This window comes from Arthrobacter sp. 7Tela_A1 (assembly GCF_049311065.1).
Classification (GTDB): Bacteria; Actinomycetota; Actinomycetes; order Actinomycetales; family Micrococcaceae; genus Arthrobacter_B.
In genome coordinates this window covers 14,018-37,126 of record NZ_JAXIOO010000020.1, presented here as the reverse complement: position 1 = coordinate 37,126, position 23,109 = coordinate 14,018, and the positions used below count along the sequence as shown (strand labels likewise).

At 66.1% G+C, this 23,109-nt stretch carries 19 protein-coding genes; 13 read left to right on the top strand and 6 right to left on the bottom strand.

All coding sequences use genetic code 11. From position 1 onward, the window contains the following. Positions 1-23 precede the first annotated feature (23 nt). The 3 genes from TVB01_RS10065 (at position 24) to TVB01_RS10055 (ending at position 3,177) form a co-directional block, all read left to right on the top strand. Positions 24-731, top strand: coding sequence for a demethylmenaquinone methyltransferase (locus tag TVB01_RS10065; RefSeq protein WP_422455760.1), 708 nt, complete (start codon positions 24-26; stop codon positions 729-731). 1 nt (position 732) lies between these two features. Further along, on the top strand, positions 733-2,079 hold the full coding sequence (locus TVB01_RS10060) for a geranylgeranyl reductase family protein (RefSeq protein ID WP_422455759.1): 1,347 nt from the start codon (positions 733-735) through the stop codon (positions 2,077-2,079). Positions 2,080-2,166: 87 nt separating this feature from the next. Next, positions 2,167-3,177 (top strand): polyprenyl synthetase family protein, encoded by a 1,011-nt coding sequence (locus tag TVB01_RS10055; protein WP_422455785.1) that lies wholly within the window; start codon positions 2,167-2,169, stop codon positions 3,175-3,177. Between the two features lie 60 nt (positions 3,178-3,237). Here TVB01_RS10055 and TVB01_RS10050 read toward each other — a convergent pair whose 3' ends face one another. From TVB01_RS10050 to TVB01_RS10040, 3 genes are all read right to left on the bottom strand, one after another. Then, positions 3,238-3,672 (bottom strand): hypothetical protein, encoded by a 435-nt coding sequence (locus tag TVB01_RS10050; protein ID WP_422455758.1) that lies wholly within the window; start codon positions 3,670-3,672, stop codon positions 3,238-3,240. Between the two features lie 96 nt (positions 3,673-3,768). Then, positions 3,769-4,401 (bottom strand): putative glycolipid-binding domain-containing protein, encoded by a 633-nt coding sequence (locus TVB01_RS10045; protein ID WP_422455757.1) that lies wholly within the window; start codon positions 4,399-4,401, stop codon positions 3,769-3,771. 82 nt (positions 4,402-4,483) lie between these two features. Further along, positions 4,484-5,899, bottom strand: coding sequence for a PucR family transcriptional regulator (locus TVB01_RS10040; protein ID WP_422455756.1), 1,416 nt, complete (start codon positions 5,897-5,899; stop codon positions 4,484-4,486). 152 nt (positions 5,900-6,051) lie between these two features. Here TVB01_RS10040 and gabT point away from each other — a divergent pair, with 152 nt between their 5' ends. After that, positions 6,052-7,407 carry a 4-aminobutyrate--2-oxoglutarate transaminase gene (gene gabT / locus TVB01_RS10035; RefSeq protein WP_422455755.1) on the top strand — a complete coding sequence of 452 codons (1,356 nt, stop codon included), beginning with the start codon at positions 6,052-6,054 and terminating at the stop codon, positions 7,405-7,407. A gap of 110 nt (positions 7,408-7,517) precedes the next feature. Here the strand turns inward: gabT and TVB01_RS10030 are convergent, their stop codons facing one another. Continuing rightward, positions 7,518-8,186, bottom strand: coding sequence for a TetR/AcrR family transcriptional regulator (locus tag TVB01_RS10030; RefSeq protein ID WP_422455754.1), 669 nt, complete (start codon positions 8,184-8,186; stop codon positions 7,518-7,520). A gap of 161 nt (positions 8,187-8,347) precedes the next feature. On the opposite strand from TVB01_RS10030, the gene TVB01_RS10025 reads away from it, so the two are divergent. From TVB01_RS10025 to TVB01_RS10010, 4 genes are all read left to right on the top strand, one after another. Then, positions 8,348-9,718, top strand: a complete 1,371-nt coding sequence (locus tag TVB01_RS10025) for a flavin monoamine oxidase family protein (RefSeq protein ID WP_422455753.1) — start codon at positions 8,348-8,350, stop codon at positions 9,716-9,718. A 4-nt stretch (positions 9,719-9,722) separates the two neighbouring features. Continuing rightward, positions 9,723-10,622 carry a universal stress protein gene (locus tag TVB01_RS10020; RefSeq protein ID WP_422455752.1) on the top strand — a complete coding sequence of 300 codons (900 nt, stop codon included), beginning with the start codon at positions 9,723-9,725 and terminating at the stop codon, positions 10,620-10,622. Beyond that, on the top strand, positions 10,619-12,181 hold the full coding sequence (locus tag TVB01_RS10015; protein WP_422455751.1) for an APC family permease: 1,563 nt from the start codon (positions 10,619-10,621) through the stop codon (positions 12,179-12,181). Before TVB01_RS10020 ends, TVB01_RS10015 begins: the two co-directional genes overlap by 4 nt. Positions 12,182-12,425: 244 nt before the next feature. Further along, complete coding sequence (locus tag TVB01_RS10010; protein ID WP_422455750.1) at positions 12,426-13,934, top strand: CAP domain-containing protein; 1,509 nt, start codon at positions 12,426-12,428, stop codon at positions 13,932-13,934. Positions 13,935-14,030: 96 nt separating this feature from the next. Here the strand turns inward: TVB01_RS10010 and rarD are convergent, their stop codons facing one another. Further along, entirely contained in the window at positions 14,031-15,068 is a 1,038-nt protein-coding gene (rarD, locus tag TVB01_RS10005) for an EamA family transporter RarD (protein ID WP_422455749.1), read from the bottom strand. A gap of 138 nt (positions 15,069-15,206) precedes the next feature. Here rarD and TVB01_RS10000 point away from each other — a divergent pair, with 138 nt between their 5' ends. Then, the gene (locus tag TVB01_RS10000) at positions 15,207-16,634 is read left to right on the top strand and encodes an FAD-dependent oxidoreductase (RefSeq protein WP_422455748.1); all 1,428 of its coding nucleotides are present in this window, start codon (positions 15,207-15,209) and stop codon (positions 16,632-16,634) included. Positions 16,635-16,897: 263 nt separating this feature from the next. Beyond that, on the top strand, positions 16,898-18,205 hold the full coding sequence (locus TVB01_RS09995) for a GAF domain-containing protein (protein WP_422455747.1): 1,308 nt from the start codon (positions 16,898-16,900) through the stop codon (positions 18,203-18,205). Here TVB01_RS09995 and TVB01_RS09990 read toward each other — a convergent pair. Further along, positions 18,202-19,866, bottom strand: a complete 1,665-nt coding sequence (locus tag TVB01_RS09990; protein WP_422455746.1) for a DHA2 family efflux MFS transporter permease subunit — start codon at positions 19,864-19,866, stop codon at positions 18,202-18,204. The two genes, TVB01_RS09995 and TVB01_RS09990, sit on opposite strands and share 4 nt — an antisense overlap. Positions 19,867-20,057: 191 nt before the next feature. Between TVB01_RS09990 and TVB01_RS09985 the strand changes: the two genes are divergently transcribed. Genes TVB01_RS09985 through TVB01_RS09975 form a run of 3 tightly spaced genes read left to right on the top strand, consistent with a single transcriptional unit; the run spans position 20,058 to position 23,060 of the window. Then, the gene (locus TVB01_RS09985; protein WP_422455745.1) at positions 20,058-21,581 is read left to right on the top strand and encodes an aldehyde dehydrogenase family protein; all 1,524 of its coding nucleotides are present in this window, start codon (positions 20,058-20,060) and stop codon (positions 21,579-21,581) included. Between the two features lie 58 nt (positions 21,582-21,639). Next, complete coding sequence (gene adhP, locus TVB01_RS09980) at positions 21,640-22,659, top strand: alcohol dehydrogenase AdhP (protein WP_422455744.1); 1,020 nt, start codon at positions 21,640-21,642, stop codon at positions 22,657-22,659. Next, positions 22,659-23,060 carry a DUF779 domain-containing protein gene (locus TVB01_RS09975; protein WP_422455743.1) on the top strand — a complete coding sequence of 134 codons (402 nt, stop codon included), beginning with the start codon at positions 22,659-22,661 and terminating at the stop codon, positions 23,058-23,060. The genes adhP and TVB01_RS09975 overlap by 1 nt, the downstream gene beginning before the upstream one ends. Positions 23,061-23,109: the final 49 nt, after the last annotated feature.

The window sequence follows — 23,109 nt, the reverse complement described above, 5'->3', positions numbered from 1 at the left end:
ACATTGTTTGAGACAATGAGCGGGTGAAGCGCGCAACTTTGGAAAAACGCCCGGATGAAGTCGCTGCCATGTTTGACGAGGTGGCACCCAAATACGACATCGTCAACGACGTGCTGTCCCTGGGCCAGACCCGCCGCTGGCGGCGCCTGGTGGTTGAGGCAGTGGGTGCACGCCGCGGCCAGCGCGTGCTGGACCTTGCGGCCGGCACCGGAACGTCCAGCGAGCCCTACGCCGATGCGGGAATCGACGTCGTCGCCTGTGACTTTTCCCTGGGCATGCTCACCGTGGGCAAGCGGCGGCGGCCGGACATCGACTTCGTGGCCGGAGACGCCACCAACCTGCCGTTCGCTGACGAGTCCTTTGATGCCGCCACCATCTCCTTCGGCCTGCGCAATGTGAATGAACCGCAGAAGGCCCTGGAAGAGATGTACCGCGTGACCAAGCCCGGAGGAACGCTGGTCATTGCTGAGTTCTCCTCTCCGGTGGTGCCCGTGTGGCGCACCATGTACACCGAGTACCTGATGCGCGCGCTGCCCCCGATCGCCCGCAAGGTCGCTTCCAACCCGGACGCCTACGTTTACCTGGCCGAATCGATCCGTGCGTGGCCGAACCAGGACGGACTGGCCGCCTGGATTTCCGCTGCCGGCTGGCAGGACGTTGCCTACCGCAACCTCTCCGGCGGGATCGTCGCGATCCACCGCGCCGTCAAGCCCGGCGGGACCGCCGGCTGACGTGAGCGTCCTGATAGTCGGGGCAGGCCCCGCCGGCTCCACCGCAGCCTATTACCTGGCCTCTGCCGGGATCGACGTAACAGTGCTGGAGAAGACGTCCTTTCCGCGCGAAAAAGTCTGCGGCGACGGACTGACTCCGCGCGCTGTCCGGGAAATCCAGCTCCTCGGCCTCCCGCATGAGGAAGCTGCAGGCTGGCGCAGGAACAAGGGCCTGCGGTTGATCGCTGCGGGACGCACCGTTGAGCTGCCCTGGCCGGACCTTGAGGATTTCCCGTCCTACGGACTGGTGCGCACGCGCCTGGGCTTCGATGAAGAACTGGCGCAGCATGCGCGCTCTGCCGGAGCCGTCATCCTGGAGCGGCACAGCGTCACGGAGGCGCTGCGCGATGACAGCGGACGGGTCTGCGGCGTGCGCGCGAATGTCCTCGACGGGAACGGCCGGCGCACGGGAGACACCCGTGAATTCAACGCCGACGTCGTCCTGGCTGCGGACGGGAACTCCAGCCGTACCGCCCTGAGCCTGGGCCTGGAAAAGCGCGATGACCGGCCCCTTGGTGTCGCGGTGCGCACGTACTTCACGTCCCCACGGACCAATGACGACTGGATGGAAGGCTGGCTGGAGCTGCCCGATGCCTCCGGCAATCCGCTTCCCGGCTACGGCTGGGTCTTCGGTGTGGGAGACGGAACCTCCAACGTCGGACTGGGCATCCTGAACTCCTCCAAGGAATTCGGGAAGCTGGACTACCGCAAGGTCCTCCGTGACTGGACGGCCGGAATGCCTCCGGAGTGGGGCTTCACACCGGAGAACCAGGTGGGGGAAATCCGCGGAGCTGCCCTGCCCATGGGCTTCAACCGCACTCCGCACTATTCGCCCGGGCTGCTGCTTCTGGGTGACGCCGGCGGAATGGTCAGTCCCTTCAACGGCGAGGGCATTTCCTACGCCATGGAATCAGCCCGGTTTGCAGCGGACTACATTGTCTCCGCCGGACAGGCCGCCTCCCGCCCGGGCATGCTTTCGGCCCAGGCCGCTTACGACGGCGTCCTGGCCGGGTACGCGGACCGCGTACGGTCCGAGTGGGGCAGCCACTTCACGCTGGGCCGCATCTTTGCCGGCCTGATCGGCAAGCCCGCGGTCATGAAACTGGCGCTGCGCACCGGAATGCCGATCCCCGTGCTGATGAAGTTCGTAGTGCGGATGCTCGCGAACCTCACCGATGCCTCGCCCCGAAGGGTGGAGGATAGAGTGATTGCCTTGATGGAAATGCTTGTTCCGGCCGCATCAAACCAGGACTCCGTGCCTGCCCCGGCCCGGGGTGCACGCCCTGCCGCTGATGCCGGCCATGTCTAACCCTGCCAACCCGTCCCGCCGAGAAGTTAGCCTTGAACAGTGACTGAATCCACCAATGCCAGCCCGGACGCCTTCGGGGACGCTGAGATGGCGCTGCCGCCGGGATTTGCGCCCCTCGCCGAGGATCCCGTTCTGGGGCCCGCCATCGTGTCCGGCCTCGAGAAGGTGGAAGACGAGCTCCGGGAAGCTATTGCCAACTCGGACCCTTTCGCTGACGCGACCTCCAGGCACCTGCTGGAGGCAGGCGGGAAGCGGATCCGTCCGCTCCTGGTGCTGCTGGCCTCCCACCTGGGACCGAACCCGGGCGGGCCTGAGGTCCGTACCTCCGCCGTCGTCGTGGAACTGACCCACCTTGCCACCCTCTATCACGACGATGTGATGGACTCGGCTCCGGTGCGCCGCGGTGCCCCCACGGCCCACGAAGTGTGGGGAAACTCGGTGGCGGTCCTGACCGGCGACCTGATCTTTGCACGCGCTTCCTCCCTGGTCTCCGTTCTGGGTCCCGAAGCCCTGGCGATCCAGGCCCGCACTTTCGAACGACTGGTCATGGGCCAGCTGCAAGAGACCATGGGTCCGGCCGACGGCGAGGATCCGCTGGAGCACTACCTGTCCGTCATCGGCGGAAAAACCGGCTCGCTGATTGCTGCGTCCGGCCAGCTGGGCGCACTGTTCGGCGGCGCTGACGCGAAGACTGTCGAGATCATGGTCGAGTACGGCGAGAAGATCGGCGTGGCCTTCCAGCTCGCCGACGATGTCATCGACGTCGCCGGGCTGAAGGACAAGTCGGGGAAGACCCCCGGAACAGACCTGCGCGAAGGTGTCCCTACCCTGCCGGTCCTGCTGCTGCGGCGCAATGCCGCTGCCGGTGACGTGGATGCTGCCGCAGTCCTGGAACTCGTGGACGCGGACCTGACATCGGATGAGGCCCTGGCTGCTGCTGTGGCCGCAGTCCGCGGCAACCGCGCCACTGCCCAGGCCTGGGACGTCGCACGCCAGTGGGCTGCAGACGCTGTCGCAGCCCTGGAACCGATGCCCGACTCCGTGGTCAAGGCATCCCTGGCAGCGTTTGCCGAAGCCGTCGTGGAGCGCGAGGCGTAGGGTTCCGAGCGCGGGGGGGGGGGGGGGGGGGGGGGCGCCCCCCCCCCCCGCGGGCCGGTACTACTGGTCGTCCTGGTTTTCGTCGTCCTCGAAGACCCACTCGAACATGTCGAAGACATACTCGCTGAAGGTGCCTTCTTCGCTCTGCCACTCGCCGCGGGCATTGTTGCGGCGCCAGACGATCGGGTCCGGCACGGCCAGCTGGTCCACGCGGAATCCCCAGGCGAACTTCTCGTCTTCGTCTTCCAGGAACAGCAGGTAGCCGTCTTCCACCTCGAGCTCGTCGGGGTCCCAGAAGAAGTGGTAGGCCTCCATCAGGTCTTCGCAGCCGCCGAGTGCCAGATAGAACTCCCGCAGGACCAGCGGAATGTCGAAGTCGTGTTCGTCGAGGATCTCGTCGAGCTCATCCGGAGCCAAACCATCCTCGGCACGCCATTTGTCCTCAAGGTACTTCGGAACCAGGGCGCGGAACTTTTCCAGGAACATTTCACTCATGGGGGGATCTCCAACGTTGCAGGCGGGCGTACTTCAATCCTAGCCGTGCGTCGGGGCCGGTTGGTCCGCGCCCGTTCCCCGCAGTGACGGACGGAACTAGCCGGTCCGGCGGGCCAGTCCGGGGTAATCGATCACAGCCCCGTCTGCGTCGACGGTGAGTTCCGCAGTGAACCCGCGGGTGGCGGAACTGTAAAGCACAATCGCGTTCCCGCGTTCTTCGCGGTAGGGGGAGACCTGTGAGTAGACCTGTTCGCTGGCCAGGACGCGCAGGCTGGGCATTTCCACCCAAGCCATGGTCAGCCGTGTCTCGTCCGGCGGCGCGGCATGGTTGAGCAGGTCCAGCCGCAGGATCGGCATGGTGTTCGTCAGCGGGCACAGACCGAGATCGCAGTCCTGCGCGTTGTCCAGGGACAGGGGATCTTCGATGCCCGGGGCGGGCAGGTCAGGGTTGCCGGAGGCCGTCACCTGGGAATCCCAGCGCCCGTCGACCGAGCGTGTCAGTTCGAGGGAGCGCGACCAGCCAGGGCCCGTCACCTCTACCTGCAGCCGGCGGGTCACCCAGCCGGGGGAGGTGTTCAGCGTCCAGGTGGCACTGTAGTCATCGCACGTGGACGTGCCGCTGGCGGCCAGTTCCGTTTCGCGGAAGGAGACGACGGCGGTATCCCGGCGGCCGGGGTCGTCGGTACCCGCCCAGTGAAGGGTCCTGGCGGGCTGCGCTGGCAAGTCCATCCCTACAGAGTAAAGTCCGGCACAAAGGGGCACAAAACGGCGCTGCCGGAGGTCAGCACGGGGCCGGCACCGGCACGCCGTCCTATCCGGCGAGCCGGCGGACGTTCAGCGCGAGGTACAGGTGGACGCGGTCTGCCGTGACCGACGGGTCGTAGCCCGAAAGGTCGGCAATTTGGGAGAGCCGGTAACGCACCGTGTTCCGGTGCAGGCCCAGCGCCTGCGCGACCTTGGCAACCGAACCGTTCAGGGCCAGGTACTTCTCGAGCGTGGAGACCAGCTCCGCGTCGTGGGCCCTGTCGAAGTCCGTCAGCGGGTCCAGGGCCTCCGCGGCGAGGTCCGACAACGGGACGTCCCGGCTGGCCATCAGCAGCGACGCCAGGCTCAGGCGGTCGGGTTCGTTGACCGCGGCGCCGCGCAGCAGCCCTTCCTTTGCCTCGTAATAGCCCCAGCGAAGGCCCGCGGGTTCGGCGTAGGCGCCGCCCGCGCCCACCTTGGCGGTGATGCCGGCTTCCCGCAGGTAGTCACCCAGGGCGGCGGCCAGCTCCGTGGAATTTCCGTCGGCCACCAGGAGCGCCAGGCGGTCCTCGCAGATGGCGGTGACGGCGGAGTCGAAGACTGCCGGCAGGGGCAGGGACGGCAGGAGCCGCGCCTGGCCCGGGACAGCCTCCACCAGCAGGGTCAGCTGGCGGCGCTCGGTGTCAACCCCCGCGGCACGCAGCCGGTGGACGGCGTCCTGGCCGGAGAGCTTGCCCGCCACCACGTCGGCCAGCAGCTGGCCGTTCACCACGCGTTCGCGGGCCCGCCTGCGTGAGAGGTTGTTCAGTTCCACGCTGATCAGGCTCTGGGCATAGGCCAGCAAGTCCGGCTGGCGGAACGGTTCGGCTACTTCCAGGGTGCAGCGGTCCCGCATCCCGGTGGCGATGGGCGTGCTGTGCCAGCGGGTTCCTTCCGGCGGCTCCCCCGTGCTGAAGACGCGGCTGCCGTAGCGGTGGAGGGCCACCTCGGATCCGAGGATGCGGCCCAGCTGCCGCAGCAGGCCGCCGAGGCCCTGCCCGGAGAGCAGTGCCTGGGCCAGGATCTGGTGCCCCGAGAGCAGGTCGCGCAGGTGCTCGGTATGGTCTGCCGACAACGCGTCGGCCACGAGCTTTCCGATGGCAATGAACGGGGTGTCGTAGGGAACCTCGAATACCGGCACGCCCAACCGGTTGGCTTCTTCCAGGAGGGGTCCCGGCACCCGTGCCTGGCTCAGTCCGGTGCCGAAGCCGATGGCAAGTGCCCCGGCACGGTGCACACTCTCCACGAACCGGCGCTGCACCGCACCGGTCCGCTGCCGGATGCCGGTGGTCAGCACCACTTCGCCGCCGCTCAGGAACGGGGATGGATCTTCGAGCTCGGTCACCGCTACCCACTGCACTTCAACGGGTTCAACGGGCGCGGTCCCCTTGACGGCAAGACCCAGGTCTTTGGTGTCGAGGAGGGTGGTGAGGGAGATAGGCACGAGTTCAACTATAGGATGTCTGGATTGGACGGATGCACGGCAAGTGGCGGACTCTGTTGTGCGGATGGCTGTCCCCCAGTGCCGGCCTGAAGCGTAAATTTGGATCACTGCGGCCTATAGCCCCCATCACTTTTCCCCTGAGAGGCAGAACCATGAGCACATCAGCCACTGAACCGACCTACCGGCTGGAGCAGAAGCGGAACATCGCCGGAACCTTCCCCGGGCCCAAGTCCGCTGCGCTGAGTGAGCGCCGTGCAGCCGTTGTCGCCAAGGGTGTCGCATCCAGCGTTCCCGTGTATGTCCAGGACGCCGACGGCGGCATCATCCAGGACGTTGACGGCAATTCGTTCATCGACCTCGGCTCGGGTATCGCAGTGACCAGCGTTGGCGCCTCTGATCCCGCCGTCGTCGCTGCGGCACAGGAGCAGGTTGCCCGGTTCACGCACACCTGCTTCATGGTCACCCCGTACGAAGGCTACGTAGCTGTCGCCGAAAAGCTGGCAGAGCTCACCCCGGGCACCCACGAGAAGCGCACTGTGCTCTTCAACTCCGGTGCCGAAGCGGTGGAGAACGCCATCAAGATTGCCCGTTCGGCCACCGGCCGCCAGGCTGTGGTCGCGTTCGACCACGCGTACCACGGCCGCACGAACCTCACCATGGGCCTGACCGCGAAGGCGATGCCGTACAAGACCGGTTTCGGTCCCTTCGCCTCCGAGATTTACCGCATGCCCATGAGCTACCCGTTCCGTGAAGAGAACCCGGAGATCACCGGCACCGAAGCCGCAGAGCGCGCGATCCTGGCGATCGAAAAGCAGATCGGCGCGGACCAGCTTGCTGCCCTCCTGATCGAGCCGATCCAGGGCGAAGGCGGCTTCATCGTCCCCGCGGAGGGCTTCCTTCCGCGCCTGGCAGCATGGGCCAAGGAAAACGGAATCGTCTTCATCGCGGATGAAGTCCAGTCCGGTTTCTGCCGCACCGGTGAGTGGTTCGCCGTGAACCACGAAGGCGTTGTTCCTGACATTATGACGATGGCCAAGGGCATCGCCGGCGGCATGCCGCTCTCCGCGGTGACCGGCCGGGCGGACCTGCTCGACGCCGTCCACCCCGGCGGCCTCGGCGGAACGTACGGCGGCAACCCGGTGGCCTGCGCCTCGGCACTGGCAGCCATCGAAACCATGACCGAACAGGACCTTGCCGGCCGGGCGCGCCGGATCGAGGAACTGACCGTTCCCCGCCTGCAGGAGACCGCTGAAAAAACCGGCATCATCGGCGAGGTCCGCGGACGCGGCGCCATGCTGGCCATTGAACTGGTCAAGCCGGGGTCCAAGGCTCCCAACGCCGAAGCAGCCAAGGCGATCGCCGCGGCGTGCCTGGCCGAGGGCGTCATCATCCTCACCTGCGGCACCTACGGGAACGTCATCCGCCTGCTGCCGCCGCTGGTCATCAGCGATGAGCTGCTCTCGGACGGCCTTGACGTGCTGGAAGCAGCAATCCGCGCCCAGGCCTAGGCTGCAGCTGCAAAAGTAACGGGCGGTCTCCGGAACATTCCGGGGCCGCCCTCTTTTGTCTGCAGATTGTCAGCAGCGCGCTCTTGCCGATCAGCTCGCTGGTCTCATCATCAGGCTTGCCCGGCGGCGTGGCACTGCCCCGAAAACCCCTGGACCACCGCGTCCAAACCGGCTTCGAAAGCCTCCTCGGCCCCCTTGCCGCCTTCCCGGGCGTGGGCAGCCGCGACGGCCGAGGTGAAAAGCGGGCTCTGGTCCGCCAGCGAACCGGTGTCGAAAATGTCCTCGGGCGCAACGGCGTCGAACGCTGAGCCGAATATAAAGGATTCCAGTGCGACGATGGCCGGAACTATGGCGGCCTCGCGCCATCCCGCCCGGAGGAATCCGGCCGTGACTGCCTCGTACATGGCAAGCGTCCGAGGTGCGCCGCTGACCTGCAGCACGGCAATCACCGGAATCAGGGGCGTGTGCCGGACGAAGACGCTCCGGTAGGAGCGCGCCCAGACGCGGACTGCCTGCTCCCATGGCTCCGATGCAAACGCCGACACATCGACTTCTGCCATGAGATCGTCCTGGATCCAGCGCAGGACTTCCTGTTTCGAGGCGGCGTGGTTGTAGAGGGCAGAGGGGGCCACGTGGAGCTTCGCTGCGAGCGAGGACATGGTGAAGCCCCCGTAACCCCGGCTGCCGATGACCTCAAGGGCCGCCGCGGTGATGTTCTCCTGGGTGAGCACCCGCTGGTGTGGGCGTCCGGCACTTCGCCTGGCGCGTGGTGCCGGCATGCGTTCCTCCAAAGGTCACGGGTGCTTGGGTGCCCCAAAAATTAATATTCGCACACGCCTCTCTCTCCGCTCCGCTTGGGTCGGCTAGAGTGTCGACTAAATGAATCGTATTCATTTATGGCATGGAGCGGCCGTATGCGGCCGTCGAGAGAGGAAATACAGTGCAGAGCCTGGAACGCAACGTCGTCATCATTGGGGCAGGACCTTCCGGCCTGCGGGCAGCGCGGAAGCTGAAGGCAGCCGGGCTGACCGTTGCCGTGCTTGAAGCCCGCGGCCGTGTGGGTGGCCGGACCTGGTCAGATACTGTCGACGGCGCCTTCCTGGAGATCGGCGGCCAGTGGATCTCGCCGGACCAGGACGCGCTGAGCGAACTGGTGGAGGAACTGGGCCTGGAAACGTTCCCGCGCTACCGCGAGGGTGAATCCGTGTACATCGGCTCCGACCGCCGCGCCGTGCGCTACGCAGGGGAGATGTTCCCGGTGGCGGAAGCGACGGCGAAGGAAATGGAGCGGCTGATCGAGCTCCTGGATGCACTGACCGCGCAAACCGATCCGGCGGCGCCGTGGACCCATCCCCAGGCACGTGAACTGGACACGGTTTCCTTCTCCCAGTGGCTGCGCAGCCAGTCAACGGACGAGGAAGCCTGCAACAATATCGGCCTCTTCGTAGCCGGCGGCATGCTCACCAAGCCCGCACATTCCTTCTCCGTGCTGCAGGCGCTGCTCATGGCAGCCTCAGCGGGGTCCTTCTCCAACCTCGTGGACGAGAACTTCATCCTGGACCGCCGCGTTGCCGGTGGCATGCAGCAGGTCTCCGAGCGTATGGCCGCTGAGCTGGGCAACGACGTCGTGCTCAACGCTCCGGTGCGTACGCTGCGCTGGTCCGACGGTCCGGAGGGCACCTCCGTCACGGCTGAGGCCGACGGCGTCACGGTCACCGCCCGCTACGCCATCATGGCGGTCCCGCCGAACCTCTACTCCCGCGTCTCCTTCGACCCGCCCCTGCCCCGCCGGCAGCACCAGATGCACCAGCACCAGTCCCTGGGCCTGGTGATCAAGGTCCACGCCGTCTATCCGACGCCGTTCTGGCGGGAGGCAGGACTCTCCGGTACTTGCTTCGGCGCCCATGAGCTGGTGCAGGAGGTCTATGACAACACGAACCACGGGGACTCCCGCGGCACGCTGGTGGGCTTTGTCTCCGACGAAAAAGCCGACGCCTTGTTCGAGCTCAGTGCCGAGGAACGCAAGACGGCGATCCTGGAGTCCATTGCCGGCTACCTGGGGGATCAGGCCCTGACACCCGAGGTCTACTACGAGTCTGACTGGGGTTCGGAAGAATGGACCCGCGGCGCTTACGCCGCCAGCTACGACCTCGGCGGACTGCACCGGTACGGACCGGACCAGCTGGCTCCGGTGGGGCCGATCTACTGGTCCTGCTCCGATCTGGCGGCGGAGGGCTACCAGCATGTCGACGGTGCCGTCCGCATGGGCGCGCTGACGGCAGAGCGCATCATCGCGCGGTTCGAAGACTGACGCCGTGCGCTACGTCGTCGGTTATACAGCCACGGAACGGGGCAGGGACGCACTGAACCTCGCCTGCGCCATCGCCCGCAGCCAGGGCGCGTCACTGGACCTGGTGATGGTGGATCCCGCGGAATCCCCCTACACAGCGGTCTATCCGCCCGACCGTTCCTATGCCGGCCTGCTGACCGAGCAGATGGGAACCTGGCTGGACGAGGCCCTGGCCCTGGTCCCGGAGGATGTCGAGGCCCGGGGGCACATCCGTCCCGCGGATTCAGACGCCCGCGGCCTGATCGATGCGGCCGCCGAGTTCGGTGCCGAACTTATCGTCGTAGGCGCCGGGAGTAACGGTATCTTCAAGCGCTTCACCATCGGCAGCGTTGCCAACGCCCTGCTGCACGCAGCCCACATCCCCGTGGCGCTCGCCCCGCGCGGCTACAGCCGTGTGGCCCCGATTTCGCGGATCACCTGCGCCGTGGGGGAGCGCCGGGGTGCCGAAGACGTGCTTGAGGTCGCCTCGGAATCCGCAGCACGCCGGGGACTGCCGCTGCGGCTCGTGTCGATGCTCGCGCTGGACTCCCAGGCCGGAGCTGCCATGGACGAAGCCCGGCTGCACATCGCCGACCGGGTGGCCCGTGCCAAGGTCCTCACGTCCGGCCGCTGCGAGGTTACCGGTGAAGCGGCCCAGGGCCGCACCATCGAGAACGCCGTGGACGGCATGGAATTCGACGACGGCGAGATCCTGGTGATCGGATCCAGCCGGCTTGCCCGGCAAAACCAGCTCTTTATCGGCCCCACGGCATCCAAGGTCCTGCGCAGCCTGCCCGTTCCCATGGTGGTGGTGCCCCGCAACTACACCGGACCCGCGCCCTTGGGCCCGGAGTTCGCCAACCCCCAGCCAGGAGAGCCACAATGAGCACAAGAACCCGTAAGTCCGCAGCCGGTGCCCGGGGGACCGGCCTGAGCAGCAAGGGACTCAAAGGCGGACAGGTGGGGCTCCTGGGCGCCGTCGTCATTGGCATCTCCTGCATCGCTCCGGCCTACACGCTCACGTCAGGGCTGGGCCCCACGGTCGCCGAAGTCGGTGTGCAGCTCCCTGCGATCTTCCTGGTGGGCTTCATTCCGATGATCCTCGTGGCCATCGGCTACCGGCAGCTGAACACCGCCATGCCGGATTCCGGCACCTCCTTCACCTGGGCAACACGTGCGTTCGGGCCGTGGGTGGGCTGGATGGGCGGGTGGGGGCTGATTGCGGCGACCATCATCGTGCTCTCCAACCTGGCTGCGGTGGCAGTCGATTTCTTCTACCTCATGCTCGCGCAGGTAACGGGTAATGATGCGCTGGCAGACCTGACGCGCAACCTTCCGGTGAACATCGCTACCACCCTGGCCTTCATTGCCGTGGCCTGCTGGATCTCGTACCGCGGAGTTGAGACCACCAAGGCCGTGCAGTATGTCCTGGTGGGCTTCCAGCTGGTGGTGCTCACCTGGTTCTCGGTGGCTGCGTTTATCCACGTGGCACAGGGAACGGCGTTCGACGCACTGCAAATCAGCGCCGACTGGTTCAATCCGTTCGCGGTTGAGTCTTTCTCCGCCTTCGCCGCCGGAGTCTCGCTGTCGATCTTCGTGTACTGGGGCTGGGACGTCACCCTGACCATGAATGAGGAGACCCGCGATCCGGACCGCACGCCGGGCCGCGCCGCCACTGCCACGGTCTTCGTGATTGTGCTGATCTACATGATGATCGCCCTGGCGGTGATCTCCTATGCCGGTGTGGGAGACGGGGAGCTCGGAGCGGGCAACCCGGACAACCAGGAGAGCATCTTTGCGGTCCTGGCCAGCCCCGTCATGGGTCCCTTCGCGATCCTGATGTCACTGTCCATCCTCAGCAGTTCGGCGGCGTCCCTGCAGTCGACCTTCGTTTCGCCGGCCCGCACCCTGCTGGCGATGGGGCACTACCGCGCACTGCCCGGCCGTTTCGGCAGGATCAGCCCCGCGTACAGGTCGCCCGGTTATGCCACGGTCGCGGCAGCCGTGGCTGCAGCAGGCTTCTACGTCATCACCAGGCTCCTGTCGGAGAATGCGCTGTGGGACACCATTACCGCCCTGGGCCTGATGATCTGCTTCTACTACGGCATCACCGCCCTGGCATGTGTCTGGTACTTCCGCCGCGAGGCTTTCACCTCAGTCCGCGGCTTCCTGCTCAAGATCCTCGCCCCGGCGCTGGGCGGAGTGATCCTGTTCGTGATGTTCGCCAAGACAGCCGTGGACTCCATGGACCCTGACTACGGTTCCGGATCCTCCCTCGGCGGTGTCGGCCTGGTCTTCGTCCTGGGAATGGGCGTGATCGGACTGGGTGCCGTCCTGATGCTGATGATGTACCGCCGGAGCCCCGGGTTTTTCCAGGGCGAGACGCTCCGCGTCGGGCACTCCGGCACACAGGCTCAGGAAGAGGCCGGCGCGACCAGAGTCTAGGTCCGCTGCCTTTCAGGAACTGCAGGAGCCGGCGCTCCTGCAGTTCCTGTGTTTCTGGAGTGGTTCACGAGAACAATGTGAACAGAGTCAGAAATGTGAAGATTGTAAATTGTAGTTTCCTCGATTACATTGCATGTCAAGCACCCCGTAACCATGCGGCGTGTCGCGGCCGTTTTGGGGATGGCCGCGCAGGACAGGCCTCCACGGGGAAACCCGCGGGTCTCGAGGCAAGGACTACAAAGCAATGCGATTGAGGAAACTCGCGGGCGTTTTTGCTGCGCTCGCACTGGCGGTGGGGGTTACTGCCATTTCACTGCCGGCAGCGTCCGCCACGGCAGTTGACGGCCAGGCGGCCGTCCGGCTCCACTCCCTGGTCAACGATTACCGCGCTCAACACGCGTTGAAACCTTTGGCATGGAACAACGGAATCGCGGCCGTGGCGCAGGACTGGACGCTCAGGTCCGCGCAGACAGCCAACAGGGACGGCGCGGGTACCTTCACTCACAATCCGTCCTTCGCCTCCCAATATCCGGCCGGCGCCAGGCACGCATCAGAGAACATCGCCTGGAACATGAGCGTGGACCAGGCCTTTGAATGGTGGGTCAACTCCGAGCCCCACCGCGCAAACATGCTCCGGGCCGCGGATACCGACCTGGGCATCGGAGTTGTCCTCCTGACCTCCGGGCCAAACAAGGGCGTGTACCTGGCGACCGTCAACTTCGGCCAGTACGAACGGCCCGCACCCGCCCCTGCAGCGCCGGAACCGACACAGATTCCACCGCAGGCATCCGAAGAGGCGGAGACTCAGAAACCGGCTGACGCACCTGAAACGCCTGCACCGACGCCGGACGAAACGACTGCCCGGCCCTCGGACGAAACGACTGCCCGGCCCTCGGACGAAACGACTGCCCGGCCTGCGGTCGAAACACCTGCCCGGTCTGCGGTCGAAACGCCTGCGCAAACGCCTGCTGAAACGCCCTCCCAGCTGCCCGCGACGGCACCGGCTGCCGAGGCTGGGGTTGAGGCGGACCCGGTTCCGGCACCCGCTACCGCTCCTGTTGACGACCCGGTTCCGGCACCCGAAGCCGCCCCCGGGGTCGCTCCAGCCTTGCCCGGGCCGTTGCCCTCGGCTGAGCCTGCGCCCACCGCGTCGGCGGAGGCTGAACTGCCGGCTCCGGCACCGGCCGAACCGGCCGTCACCGCACCTGTGCCGGAACCGCCCACGGAGCCGTCCCCTTCCCCGAAACCGGATCCTGCCGAAACGCCGTCGCCGTCACCGGCCCCCGCACGGACCGAACTGCAGTCCAGCGATCCGGCACTGCTGGTTCCCGCGGCCCGCGGCAGCTTTGCCGCCCAGGCGACCGGCAGCCAGCTGCGCCTGACGGGCCTCACACCCGGCGAGCAGTACCAGGTGTTCCTGCACTCCACGCCCATCAAGGCCGGCATTCTGAGCGTCGGCGCCGACGGGACGCTGCCGGTTCAGATCCCGGCCAGCCTGGAGGCGGGAGAGCACCGCGTCGCGCTGTACACCCTGGAGGGAACACTCGCCGGATGGCAGTCCTTCTCCGTGCAGCCCGCCGTGACGGTGCTCGGCGCACCGGCGTCGGCCGCCACTGCCGCGCCGAAGGCGCTGGCTGCCACCGGGGCCGCGCCGGGGCAGATCCTGACCGCTGCTGCCGGTACCTTCATGGTGCTCAGCGGAGGGGCAGTGCTCCTGCTGCTTCGCCGCAGGCACACCGCCGGGGCGGAGTAGGGCTGCTCCCGGACAGACGAACGGCGAAGGATTTCTCCTTCGCCGTTCGTCTGTGTCTGTGCCCTTCCGGCCGGGCGGGCAGGAAGGGAAAAGACCCTACGACAGGGCTGCCCTGCGCAGCCGGGTCCGGCGCTGGGATCCCAGCATGTCGAGGCTGAGTATCGCCAGTGCCAGCCAGACCAGCCCAAAACCGGCCCAGCGCTCCGGCGGCATGGCCTCGTGGAAGACCAGCAGGGCCATGGTGAACTGCAGGATGGGCGCCAGATACTGCAGCATGCCGATCGTGGTCAGCGGCAGCCGGCCTGCGGCCGCGCCAAAGAAGATGAGCGGCACCGCGGTGGCGATCCCCGACCCTGCGAGCAGCCAGAAGTGGGCGGGTCCGAAGCTCAGCAGGGTACCGCTGCCGTTCAGGAACATCACCACCAGTACTGCGGCGGCAACCGGGACGAGGACGGCAGTTTCGATCGAGAGGCTGGAAACGGCGTCAACCTTTCCTCCCACGCCCTTTTTGACCAGGCCGTAGAACCCGAAACTGAAGGCAAGGGCCAGGGACACCCAGGGCACGTTGCCGTAGCCCAGGGCCAGGACCAGCACGGCAATGAAACTGACGGCTATGGCGGCCCACTGCAGCGGCCGCAGCTTCTCCTTGAGGAGGAATACGCCCAGGAGCACGGAGACCAGCGGATTGATGAAGTAGCCAAGTGCCGCCTCGACGGCATGGCCGTTCAGGACTGCCCAGGCAAAAACGAGCCAGTTCACCGCGATGAGAACTGCCGCCAGGCTGAGCGTGCCGAGCAGGCGAAGGTCGCGTCCGGCAGCCAGGACCTTGTGCCAGGAGCGCATGACCGAAAGCAGCAAAGCGCAGAACACGAGCGAGAAGACGATCCGTGCCGCCACAATCTCCAAAGCGCCGGCAGGCTCCAAGAGCAGGAAGTAAAGCGGCAGGAATCCCCAGATTCCATACGCACCAATTCCAAAAAGCAGGCCCGATCCGCTGAGCTTCTCGTCATGGCCCGGCACCGGGGTGCGGTTTCCTGCCCTATCCCGGACGGCTGCAGGCGGGTCCGCGGAGGTCGCGGGGGAAGAAACGGGTGCATCGGCGGCAGAAGCGCCGGCTGTCGGCTCATGGGGCATACGCGATGCAACGCGCTACGCCCTGCGCGTATTCCCCCGGTCGGCAGGCTTGTCATTTAGACGGCTTGATCAGGGGCAATTAGAATAGATAACTGTGCGCCTATTGCGTGCCACGACTCCCAAGAAGAAGGACTATACGTGTCTAACTCAGCTCCGGACAGCTCGAACCGTCCCATGCGGGTCGCGATTATCGGTGCTGGTCCGGCCGGCGTTTACGCGGCAGACATCCTGACCAAAGCCGACCGCGACTTCGAAGTCAGCATCGACCTCTTCGACCAGTACCCGGCACCTTATGGCTTGATCCGCTACGGAGTGGCCCCGGACCACCCGCGTATCAAAGGCATCGTCAACGCCCTGGAAAAGGTCCTGGACCGCGGCGACATCCGCTTCCTCGGCAACGTGAACTACGGGCGAGACCTCACGCTCAAGGACTTCCGGCACTTCTACGACGCCATCATTTTTGCCACCGGGGCGCTCAAGGATGCGCCCCTGGATATCCCGGGCATCGAGCTTGAAGGCTCCTTCGGCGGTGCGGACTTTGTGTCCTGGTATGACGGCAACCCGGACGTGCCGCGTGACTGGCCGCTGGATGCCAGGGAGATCGCGGTGATCGGCAACGGCAACGTGGCCCTCGACGTCGCCCGGATCCTGTCCAAGCATGCCGATGACCTGCTGACCACCGAAATTCCCTCCAACGTTTATGAGGGCCTGAAGAAGTCCCCGGTGACCGACGTCCATGTCTTTGGCCGCCGCGGACCGGCCCAGGTGAAGTTCACGCCGCTGGAACTGCGCGAACTCTCGCACTCGCGCGATGTGGACATCGTTCTGTATCCCGAGGACTTCGAGTTCGACGAAGCCTCGGATGAGCAGATCCGTACCAACAACCAGACCAAGACCATGGTCAACACCCTGACCAACTGGCTGGTCGAGGAGCAGGACACGGGTGCCTCCCGCCGGCTGCACCTGCACTTCCTGCACTCGCCGGTGGAGATCCAGGAAGATCCGTCCGCTCCCGGCAAGGTTGCCGGCATCAAGATGGAACGCACCGAACTTGACGGCACCGGCAACGCGCGCGGCACCGGAGAATTCGTGGACTACCCGGTCCAGGCCGTCTACCGCGCCGTCGGCTACTTCGGGTCCGAGCTGCCTGAGGTTGGCTACGATTCCCGCCGCGGCGTGATCCCCAACGAAGGCGGCCGCGTGGTGGACACCAGCGGCGAACCGGTTCCCGGCATCTACACGACTGGTTGGATCAAACGCGGACCGGTCGGCCTGATCGGCCACACCAAGGGTGATGCACTGGAGACCATCGGCTACCTGCTGGAGGACCGGCGCACCCTCCCCGCAGCCGAAGAACCGGATCCCGGTGCCATCATCTCGCTGCTGGAAGAGCGCGGCGTCGAGTACACCACCTGGGAAGGGTGGAAGCGGCTGGACGCTTACGAAAAGTCCCTCGGCGCGAGCTACGTCCACGGGGATCCCGGAATCGGCGAGCTGGTCCGTGAGCGAGTCAAAGTCGTGGACCGCGAGGAAATGACCCGGATCTCCCGCGGCGACGCCGGCTAACTGCCGCCTCCCGTTCCTCCTCGCCTGAGCAGATCTGTTGCCAGGGTGCACCACGCGCCCTGGCAACAGACGTTTAACGGGGCACTGCACGCCGTCGTGACCCGGTCCTGTTGAGGGCCGGCACCGCTGTAAGGCTGGTACTCGAACGTGAGCCGTGTCACCATGGACGGGCAGCCCCTGGCTGCCCCGGCAAAGGACTGCCGGCGTGAGCGGTCTCCTTATCAGTGCGGATAGGTTGGACGGTGCAGCACACTCGAAGAGCCGTGCACGGGCGGAAGCCCCGGACGGCGGAATCACTCCAGCAGGACGCCTGGCTGGCGCACGAAAACCTGCGGACGCAGGGCCGGGTGCTGGATGTGCTGCGGCCCGGGGTCCTGGAATCCTGGCAGCGGTCGCTGCGACACCTGCCTGATCCGGATGCGGCTGCCCCTGCCCTGGTGTTCGACGGCGACGAACTGGCCGCCTACCGCGCCTCCCACCCGCTGGCATCGATCATGCCCGTCATCCAGCGCCTGCTGGTTGAACCCGGCAAGGACAGCGGGCTGCTGGTGGCAGTAGGGGATCAGCTGGGACGGCTGCTGTGGGTCGACGGTGATCCCGAGCTGCTGCGCCGGGCGGAAGGCATGATGTTCATGCCCGGAACCGACTGGTCTGAAAACTCGATCGGCACCAGTGCTCCGGGTACCGCCCTTGTGACCGGGCACAGTGTGCAGATTGCGGGAGCCGAGCACTTCAGCCCCCAGGTGCATCCCTGGTCCTGCACCGCGGTTCCCGTCCACGACCCCGATTCCGGGAGCGTGCTGGGCGTAGTGGATATTACCGGCAAGGAAGAAGCTGTCGCCGTCCACACCCTCGCTCTGGTCGAAGCAGCCGTCGCTGCCGCCACAGCCCAGCTGCGGGTCGAACGCCTGCAGAGCCAGCAGCGGCCCCAGGGGCGGCGGACCAGTACGGCCCGGGAGGCGCGGCCCGGGCTGTACCAGGACAGCCTGCAAATCCTCGGGGCAGATGCCGCCGTGCTGTGCGTGGACGGAACCAGGCTGCAGCTAAGCCAGCGCCATTCGGAACTGATGACCCTGCTGGCCCTGCACCCGCGCGGTCTTACGGCCGAGGAACTGGCGGTGCTTGCGTATCCGGAGGAAGCCTCGGTGGGCAGTGTCCGGGCCGAAATGCTGCGGCTGCGCAAGCTCCTTTCCCGTTCGGCATCGGCACGGATTGTGCCCGAGTCACGGCCGTACCGCCTGCCGGCGGATCTGGTGCTCGACGCCGGGCAGGTCCGCGCCTGCCTCTCCCGCGGCGCGCACCGGTTGGCTTTGAACATCTACAAAGGCCCCGTGCTGCCGCATTCCCTGGCTCCGGGCATCGTGGAACTGCGGCGGAGGCTGAGCGCTGAACTGCGCGAGGCAGTTCTGGCTGAAGCCGGAGTCGAGACGGTACTGCAGTACCTCGAGCTCGACGAAGCAGCGTACGACGCCGAGGCCTGGCGCCTGGCGCTGCAGCTGCTGCCCCCGCGCTCCCCGCGACGGGCGGCGGTAGTCGCGGGGCTGCAGCGGATCGAACGCGAACTGGCCTAGGAGCGGGCTTCTCCGCCGTGATCCGTTGCCCGGACGCCGGCAGGCTCGCCGGCCTGCGGCCCGGTGACCGGTTTGATCCGCAGGCTGGTCAGGAAACCGATGAGCAGCGCCCCGGCGGCAATCCAGCCGGCCAGGGATGCGCCGCTGGTCATGGCATCCCGGGCGGCATCGGCAATGAAGGCAGTCTGGGGATCTGCTGCCAGGGCCGTGATGCTGCCGCCCGAGGTGGCATTCACCGAATCAACGGCTCCGGCAAGCTGGGGTGCCCCGGCAACCGCATCAGCAACCTGGTTCTCGGTTCCGGTGCGCAGCGTGGTGAAGAACGCCGTTCCCAGTACCGCGATGCCCAGGGCCGAGCCCGTCTGCCGGGCCGTGCTCTGGGTGGCGGAGCCCTGGCCGCTCTTGGCCAGGGGAACCTCGGCCAGGATCACCGAGGTCAGCTGTGCGGTGGCCAGGCCGACGCCGATGCCGTAGAAGAGCAGGATCGGGGAAGTGAGCCAGGCGGTGCTGTCCGGACGGATGAGCAGGGCAAGCGCGGCGATGCTGAGGATTTCCAGGGCCAGGCCCATCCGCACCACCACCACGGGACTGTACTTCCTGGCCAGCGAGGCGACGCCGCCGGAGGCAAGGAACGAACCGGCCGCCAGGGGGAGCAATGCCAGGCCGGCTTGGAAGGCGGTGTAGCCCAGCACGTTCTGGAACCACAGCGGCAGGGACAAGATCAGTCCGAACTCACCGAAGCTCACAATCAGTGCGGTCACGTTGCCGTTGGCGAAGGACGGGATGCGGAACAGGGAGAGGTCCAGGATGACCCCCTTGCCCGCCGCGGTCCGTGATCGCTCAAGCAGCACGAAGCAGGCCAGTGCCGCCACGGCCACTGCAAAGGCCACCGGCACGGGGGAGAGGGACCCAACTTGGAACGGTGCATCCTCGGTGGCGTTCCACCAGCCGTAGCTGCGGCCCTCGATCAGCCCGAAGACCAGCGCGCCGAAGCCCAGGATGGACAGTGCGGCGCCGCCGAGGTCCAGCCGCTGGGCGGCGCCGGTAACGGCTTCCGAGGATTCCGCCACGAACAGCAGCAGCCCGGCAACTACCAGAACGCCCACCGGAATGTTGATGCCGAAGGCCCAGCGCCAGCTCGCATTCTCGGTCAGCCAGCCGCCCAGCAACGGGCCGATGGCTGCCATGCCGCCGATCGTGGATCCCCAGACCGCGAAGGCAATGCCGCGGTCCCGGCCCTGGAAGTTCGCATTCAACAGCGCCAGGGTGGTGGGCAGGATCATGGACCCTCCCAGGCCCTGCAGCGCACGGCCCAGGATCAGGATCCCGCCGGATTCGGCGAGCGCGCACAGCACCGAGGCGGCGACAAAGACCACGACGCCGATCAGCATGATCCGGCGCCGGCCCACCCGGTCCGCAATCCGGCCCCAGGTCAGCAGCAGGGCGGCGAAGAGCAGGGTGTAAATCTCCTGAACCCACTGGATTTCGGTACTGGAGATGCCCAGGTCTCCGACGATCGAGGGAACAGACACGGACACGATCGTGGCGTCCATGATGATCATCGCTACCCCGAGGCTAATGGCCAGCAGGCCCCACCAGCGGTAGCGGATGTAGCGGCTGGCCTTCGGTGCGGTACTGCTGCCACTAAGTTCGGAACTCATTAGCTTTCCTTATATCTCGATCAGTGAGAAATTGCCCCAGGTAACCATAATCCTGTCTGCCGAAACCCGCCAGACGGTGCGCAAACCTGTCTGCTACGCAGATGCTACGTCTGCCTGCGTACTGTTCGGTTCACCGACGGAACACGACACCGAGGTCGTGTACCAACGCTCAAATGAGGAGCAGACAAGTCATGACCGTTTACGCGCAGCCCGGACAGGGCGAGGCACTTGTTTCATTCAAGCCCCGCTACGAGAACTGGATCGGGGGAGAATGGGTCGCCCCGGTTAAGGGCGGCTACTTTGAGAACGTTTCACCGGTGACAGGCAAGGTCTTCTGCGAAGTCGCCCGCGGCACGTCCGAGGACATCGACCTCGCGCTGGATGCAGCGCACAAGGCAGCGCCGTCGTGGGGCAAGACCTCCGTGGCGGAGCGGGCAAATATCCTGAACCGCATCGCCGACCGGATCGAGGAAAACCTCGAGATGCTGGCCGTCGCCGAGACCTGGGACAACGGCAAGCCGGTCCGGGAGACCCTTGCAGCCGACATGCCGCTGGCCGTGGACCACTTCCGGTACTTCGCCGGTGCCATCCGTGCCCAGGAAGGCACGCTGTCCCAGATCGATGACAACACCACGGCGTACCACTTCCACGAGCCGCTCGGCGTCGTCGGGCAGATCATCCCCTGGAACTTCCCTATCCTCATGGCCACCTGGAAGCTGGCTCCGGCGCTCGCGGCAGGCAACGCCGTCGTCCTCAAGCCCGCCGAGCAGACTCCCGCGTCCATCCTGGTGCTGGCGGAACTGATTGCGGACCTGCTGCCCGCAGGCGTGCTGAACATCGTCAACGGCTTCGGCGTGGAAGCCGGAAAACCGCTGGCCTCCTCCAAGCGGATCCGGAAGATCGCCTTCACGGGTGAGACCACCACGGGACGCCTGATCATGCAGTACGCCAGCCAGAACCTCATTCCGGTCACCCTGGAGCTCGGCGGAAAAAGCCCCAATATCTTCTTCGCCGACGTGGCCGCCCAGGATGATGCTTTCTACGACAAGGCGCTGGAAGGCTTCAACATGTTCGCCCTCAACCAGGGCGAGGTCTGCACCTGTCCTTCCCGGGCACTCGTGCAGGAATCCATGTACGACAGCTTCATGAGCGACGCCCTCGCCCGGACCGCACAGATGATCCAAGGCAACCCGCTGGACACCAACACCATGGTGGGCGCCCAGGCATCCAACGACCAGCTGGAGAAGATCCTCTCCTACATGGACATTGCCGGGCAGGAAGGCGCCAAGGTCCTGGCCGGCGGACAGCGCAACATGCTCGACGGCGACCTGGCGGGTGGCTTCTACGTTGAGCCGACCGTGTTTGAGGGCACCAACAACATGCGCATCTTCCAGGAGGAGATTTTCGGGCCGGTGGTGTCGGTGACGCGCTTCTCGGACTACGGTGAGGCCCTGTCCATTGCCAATGACACCCTCTACGGCCTCGGTGCCGGCGTCTGGTCCCGGAACGGCAACACTGCTTACCGGGCCGGCAGGGATATCCAGGCCGGACGCGTGTGGGTGAACAACTACCACGCCTACCCCGCGCACGCGGCGTTCGGCGGCTACAAGTCTTCCGGCATCGGACGCGAGAACCACGCCATGATGCTGGACCACTACCAGCAGACCAAGAACCTGCTGGTCAGCTACGCCGAATCCAAGCAGGGCTTCTTCTAATCAGTCCGGTTCCACCGCCAGTCCCCCCAGCAGTACACCCCCAAAGAAGGAGATCGACATGGAACGCATGCAGGCCGCGGTCGTCAACACCCTGGGCGAACCGCTCACCGTGGGAGAAAACGATGTTCCGAGCCCCGGCCCGGGACAGGTCCTGGTCAAGCTCATTTCCACCGGCGTGTGCCACACGGACCTGCATGCTGCACAGGGGGACTGGCCGGTGAAGCCCAGCCCGCCCTTCATACCGGGACACGAGGGCGTGGGTCGTGTGGTTGCGCTCGGCGAAGGCGTGACCGCGCTGAAGGAAGGGGACATGGTGGGCAACGCGTGGCTGTGGTCCGCCTGCGGCGTCTGCGAATACTGCCGCACCGGCTGGGAAACACTCTGCGAGCAGCAGCAGAACGGCGGCTACACCGTCAACGGGTCCTTCGGCGAGTACATGCTGGTGGATGAGAAGTTCGCGGCGCACATTCCAGAGGGGGCGGACCCGGTGGAGGTCGCACCGGTGCTTTGTGCCGGCGTCACGGTGTACAAAGGGCTGAAAGTGACTGACACCCGGCCGGGGCAGTGGGTAGTCATCTCCGGAATCGGCGGACTGGGGCATGTTGCCGTGCAGTATGCCAAAGCGATGGGACTGCGGGTCGCGGCCGTGGACATTGCTGATGACAAACTGGCGCTGGCGCGCGAATTCGGTGCGGAGGTCACGGTCAATGCCCTGAACGAGGATCCGGTGGAAGCCATCCAGGCGCAGACAGGGGGAGCGCACGGCGTGCTGGTGACGGCGGTGCACCCCTCTGCCTTTGGCCAGGCCATCGGAATGGCCCGCAGGGGCGGAACGATCGTCTTCAACGGCCTGCCCCCGGGGGATTTCCCGGCGCCGATCTTCGACATCGTGCTCAAGGGCCTGACTATCCGCGGCTCAATCGTGGGGACCCGCCAGGACATGGTCGAGGCACTGGACTTCTATGCCAGGGGCCTCATCCACCCGAAGATCGCCACGCGTCCGCTCGGTGACATCAACGACGTCTTCGACGAACTGGCTGCCGGCCGGATCGACGGACGGGTGGTGGTCCAGTACTGATGGAACCGGTACAGGACGCGGTCCTGGACGCTGCGCCGGCCCTGCCCGGGGAAACTGTTTCCCGGGTGGGGCTGACGCCCGCGGCGCGGGACCTGCTGAGATCGCTGAAGGAGCAGCACGGGCCGTTGATGTTTCACCAGTCCGGCGGGTGCTGTGATGGTTCCTCGCCGATGTGTTACCCCGAAGGGGACTTCATTACTTCCGAAGCGGATGTGCTGCTCGGCACCTTCAACCTCGACGGCGGAGAGATCGGGTTCTGGATGTCGGCCGAACAGTTTGAGTACTGGAAGCACACCCACCTGACCATCGACGTCGTTGCCGGACGCGGAAGCGGTTTTTCCGTCGAGGCGCCGGAGGGGAAACGTTTCCTGATCCGGTCGCGGCTGATGGATGTGCCCTGACGGGAAACAGGTAGTAAGGTTGCTGTTTAATTCCTTGCGGCGGTGTTCC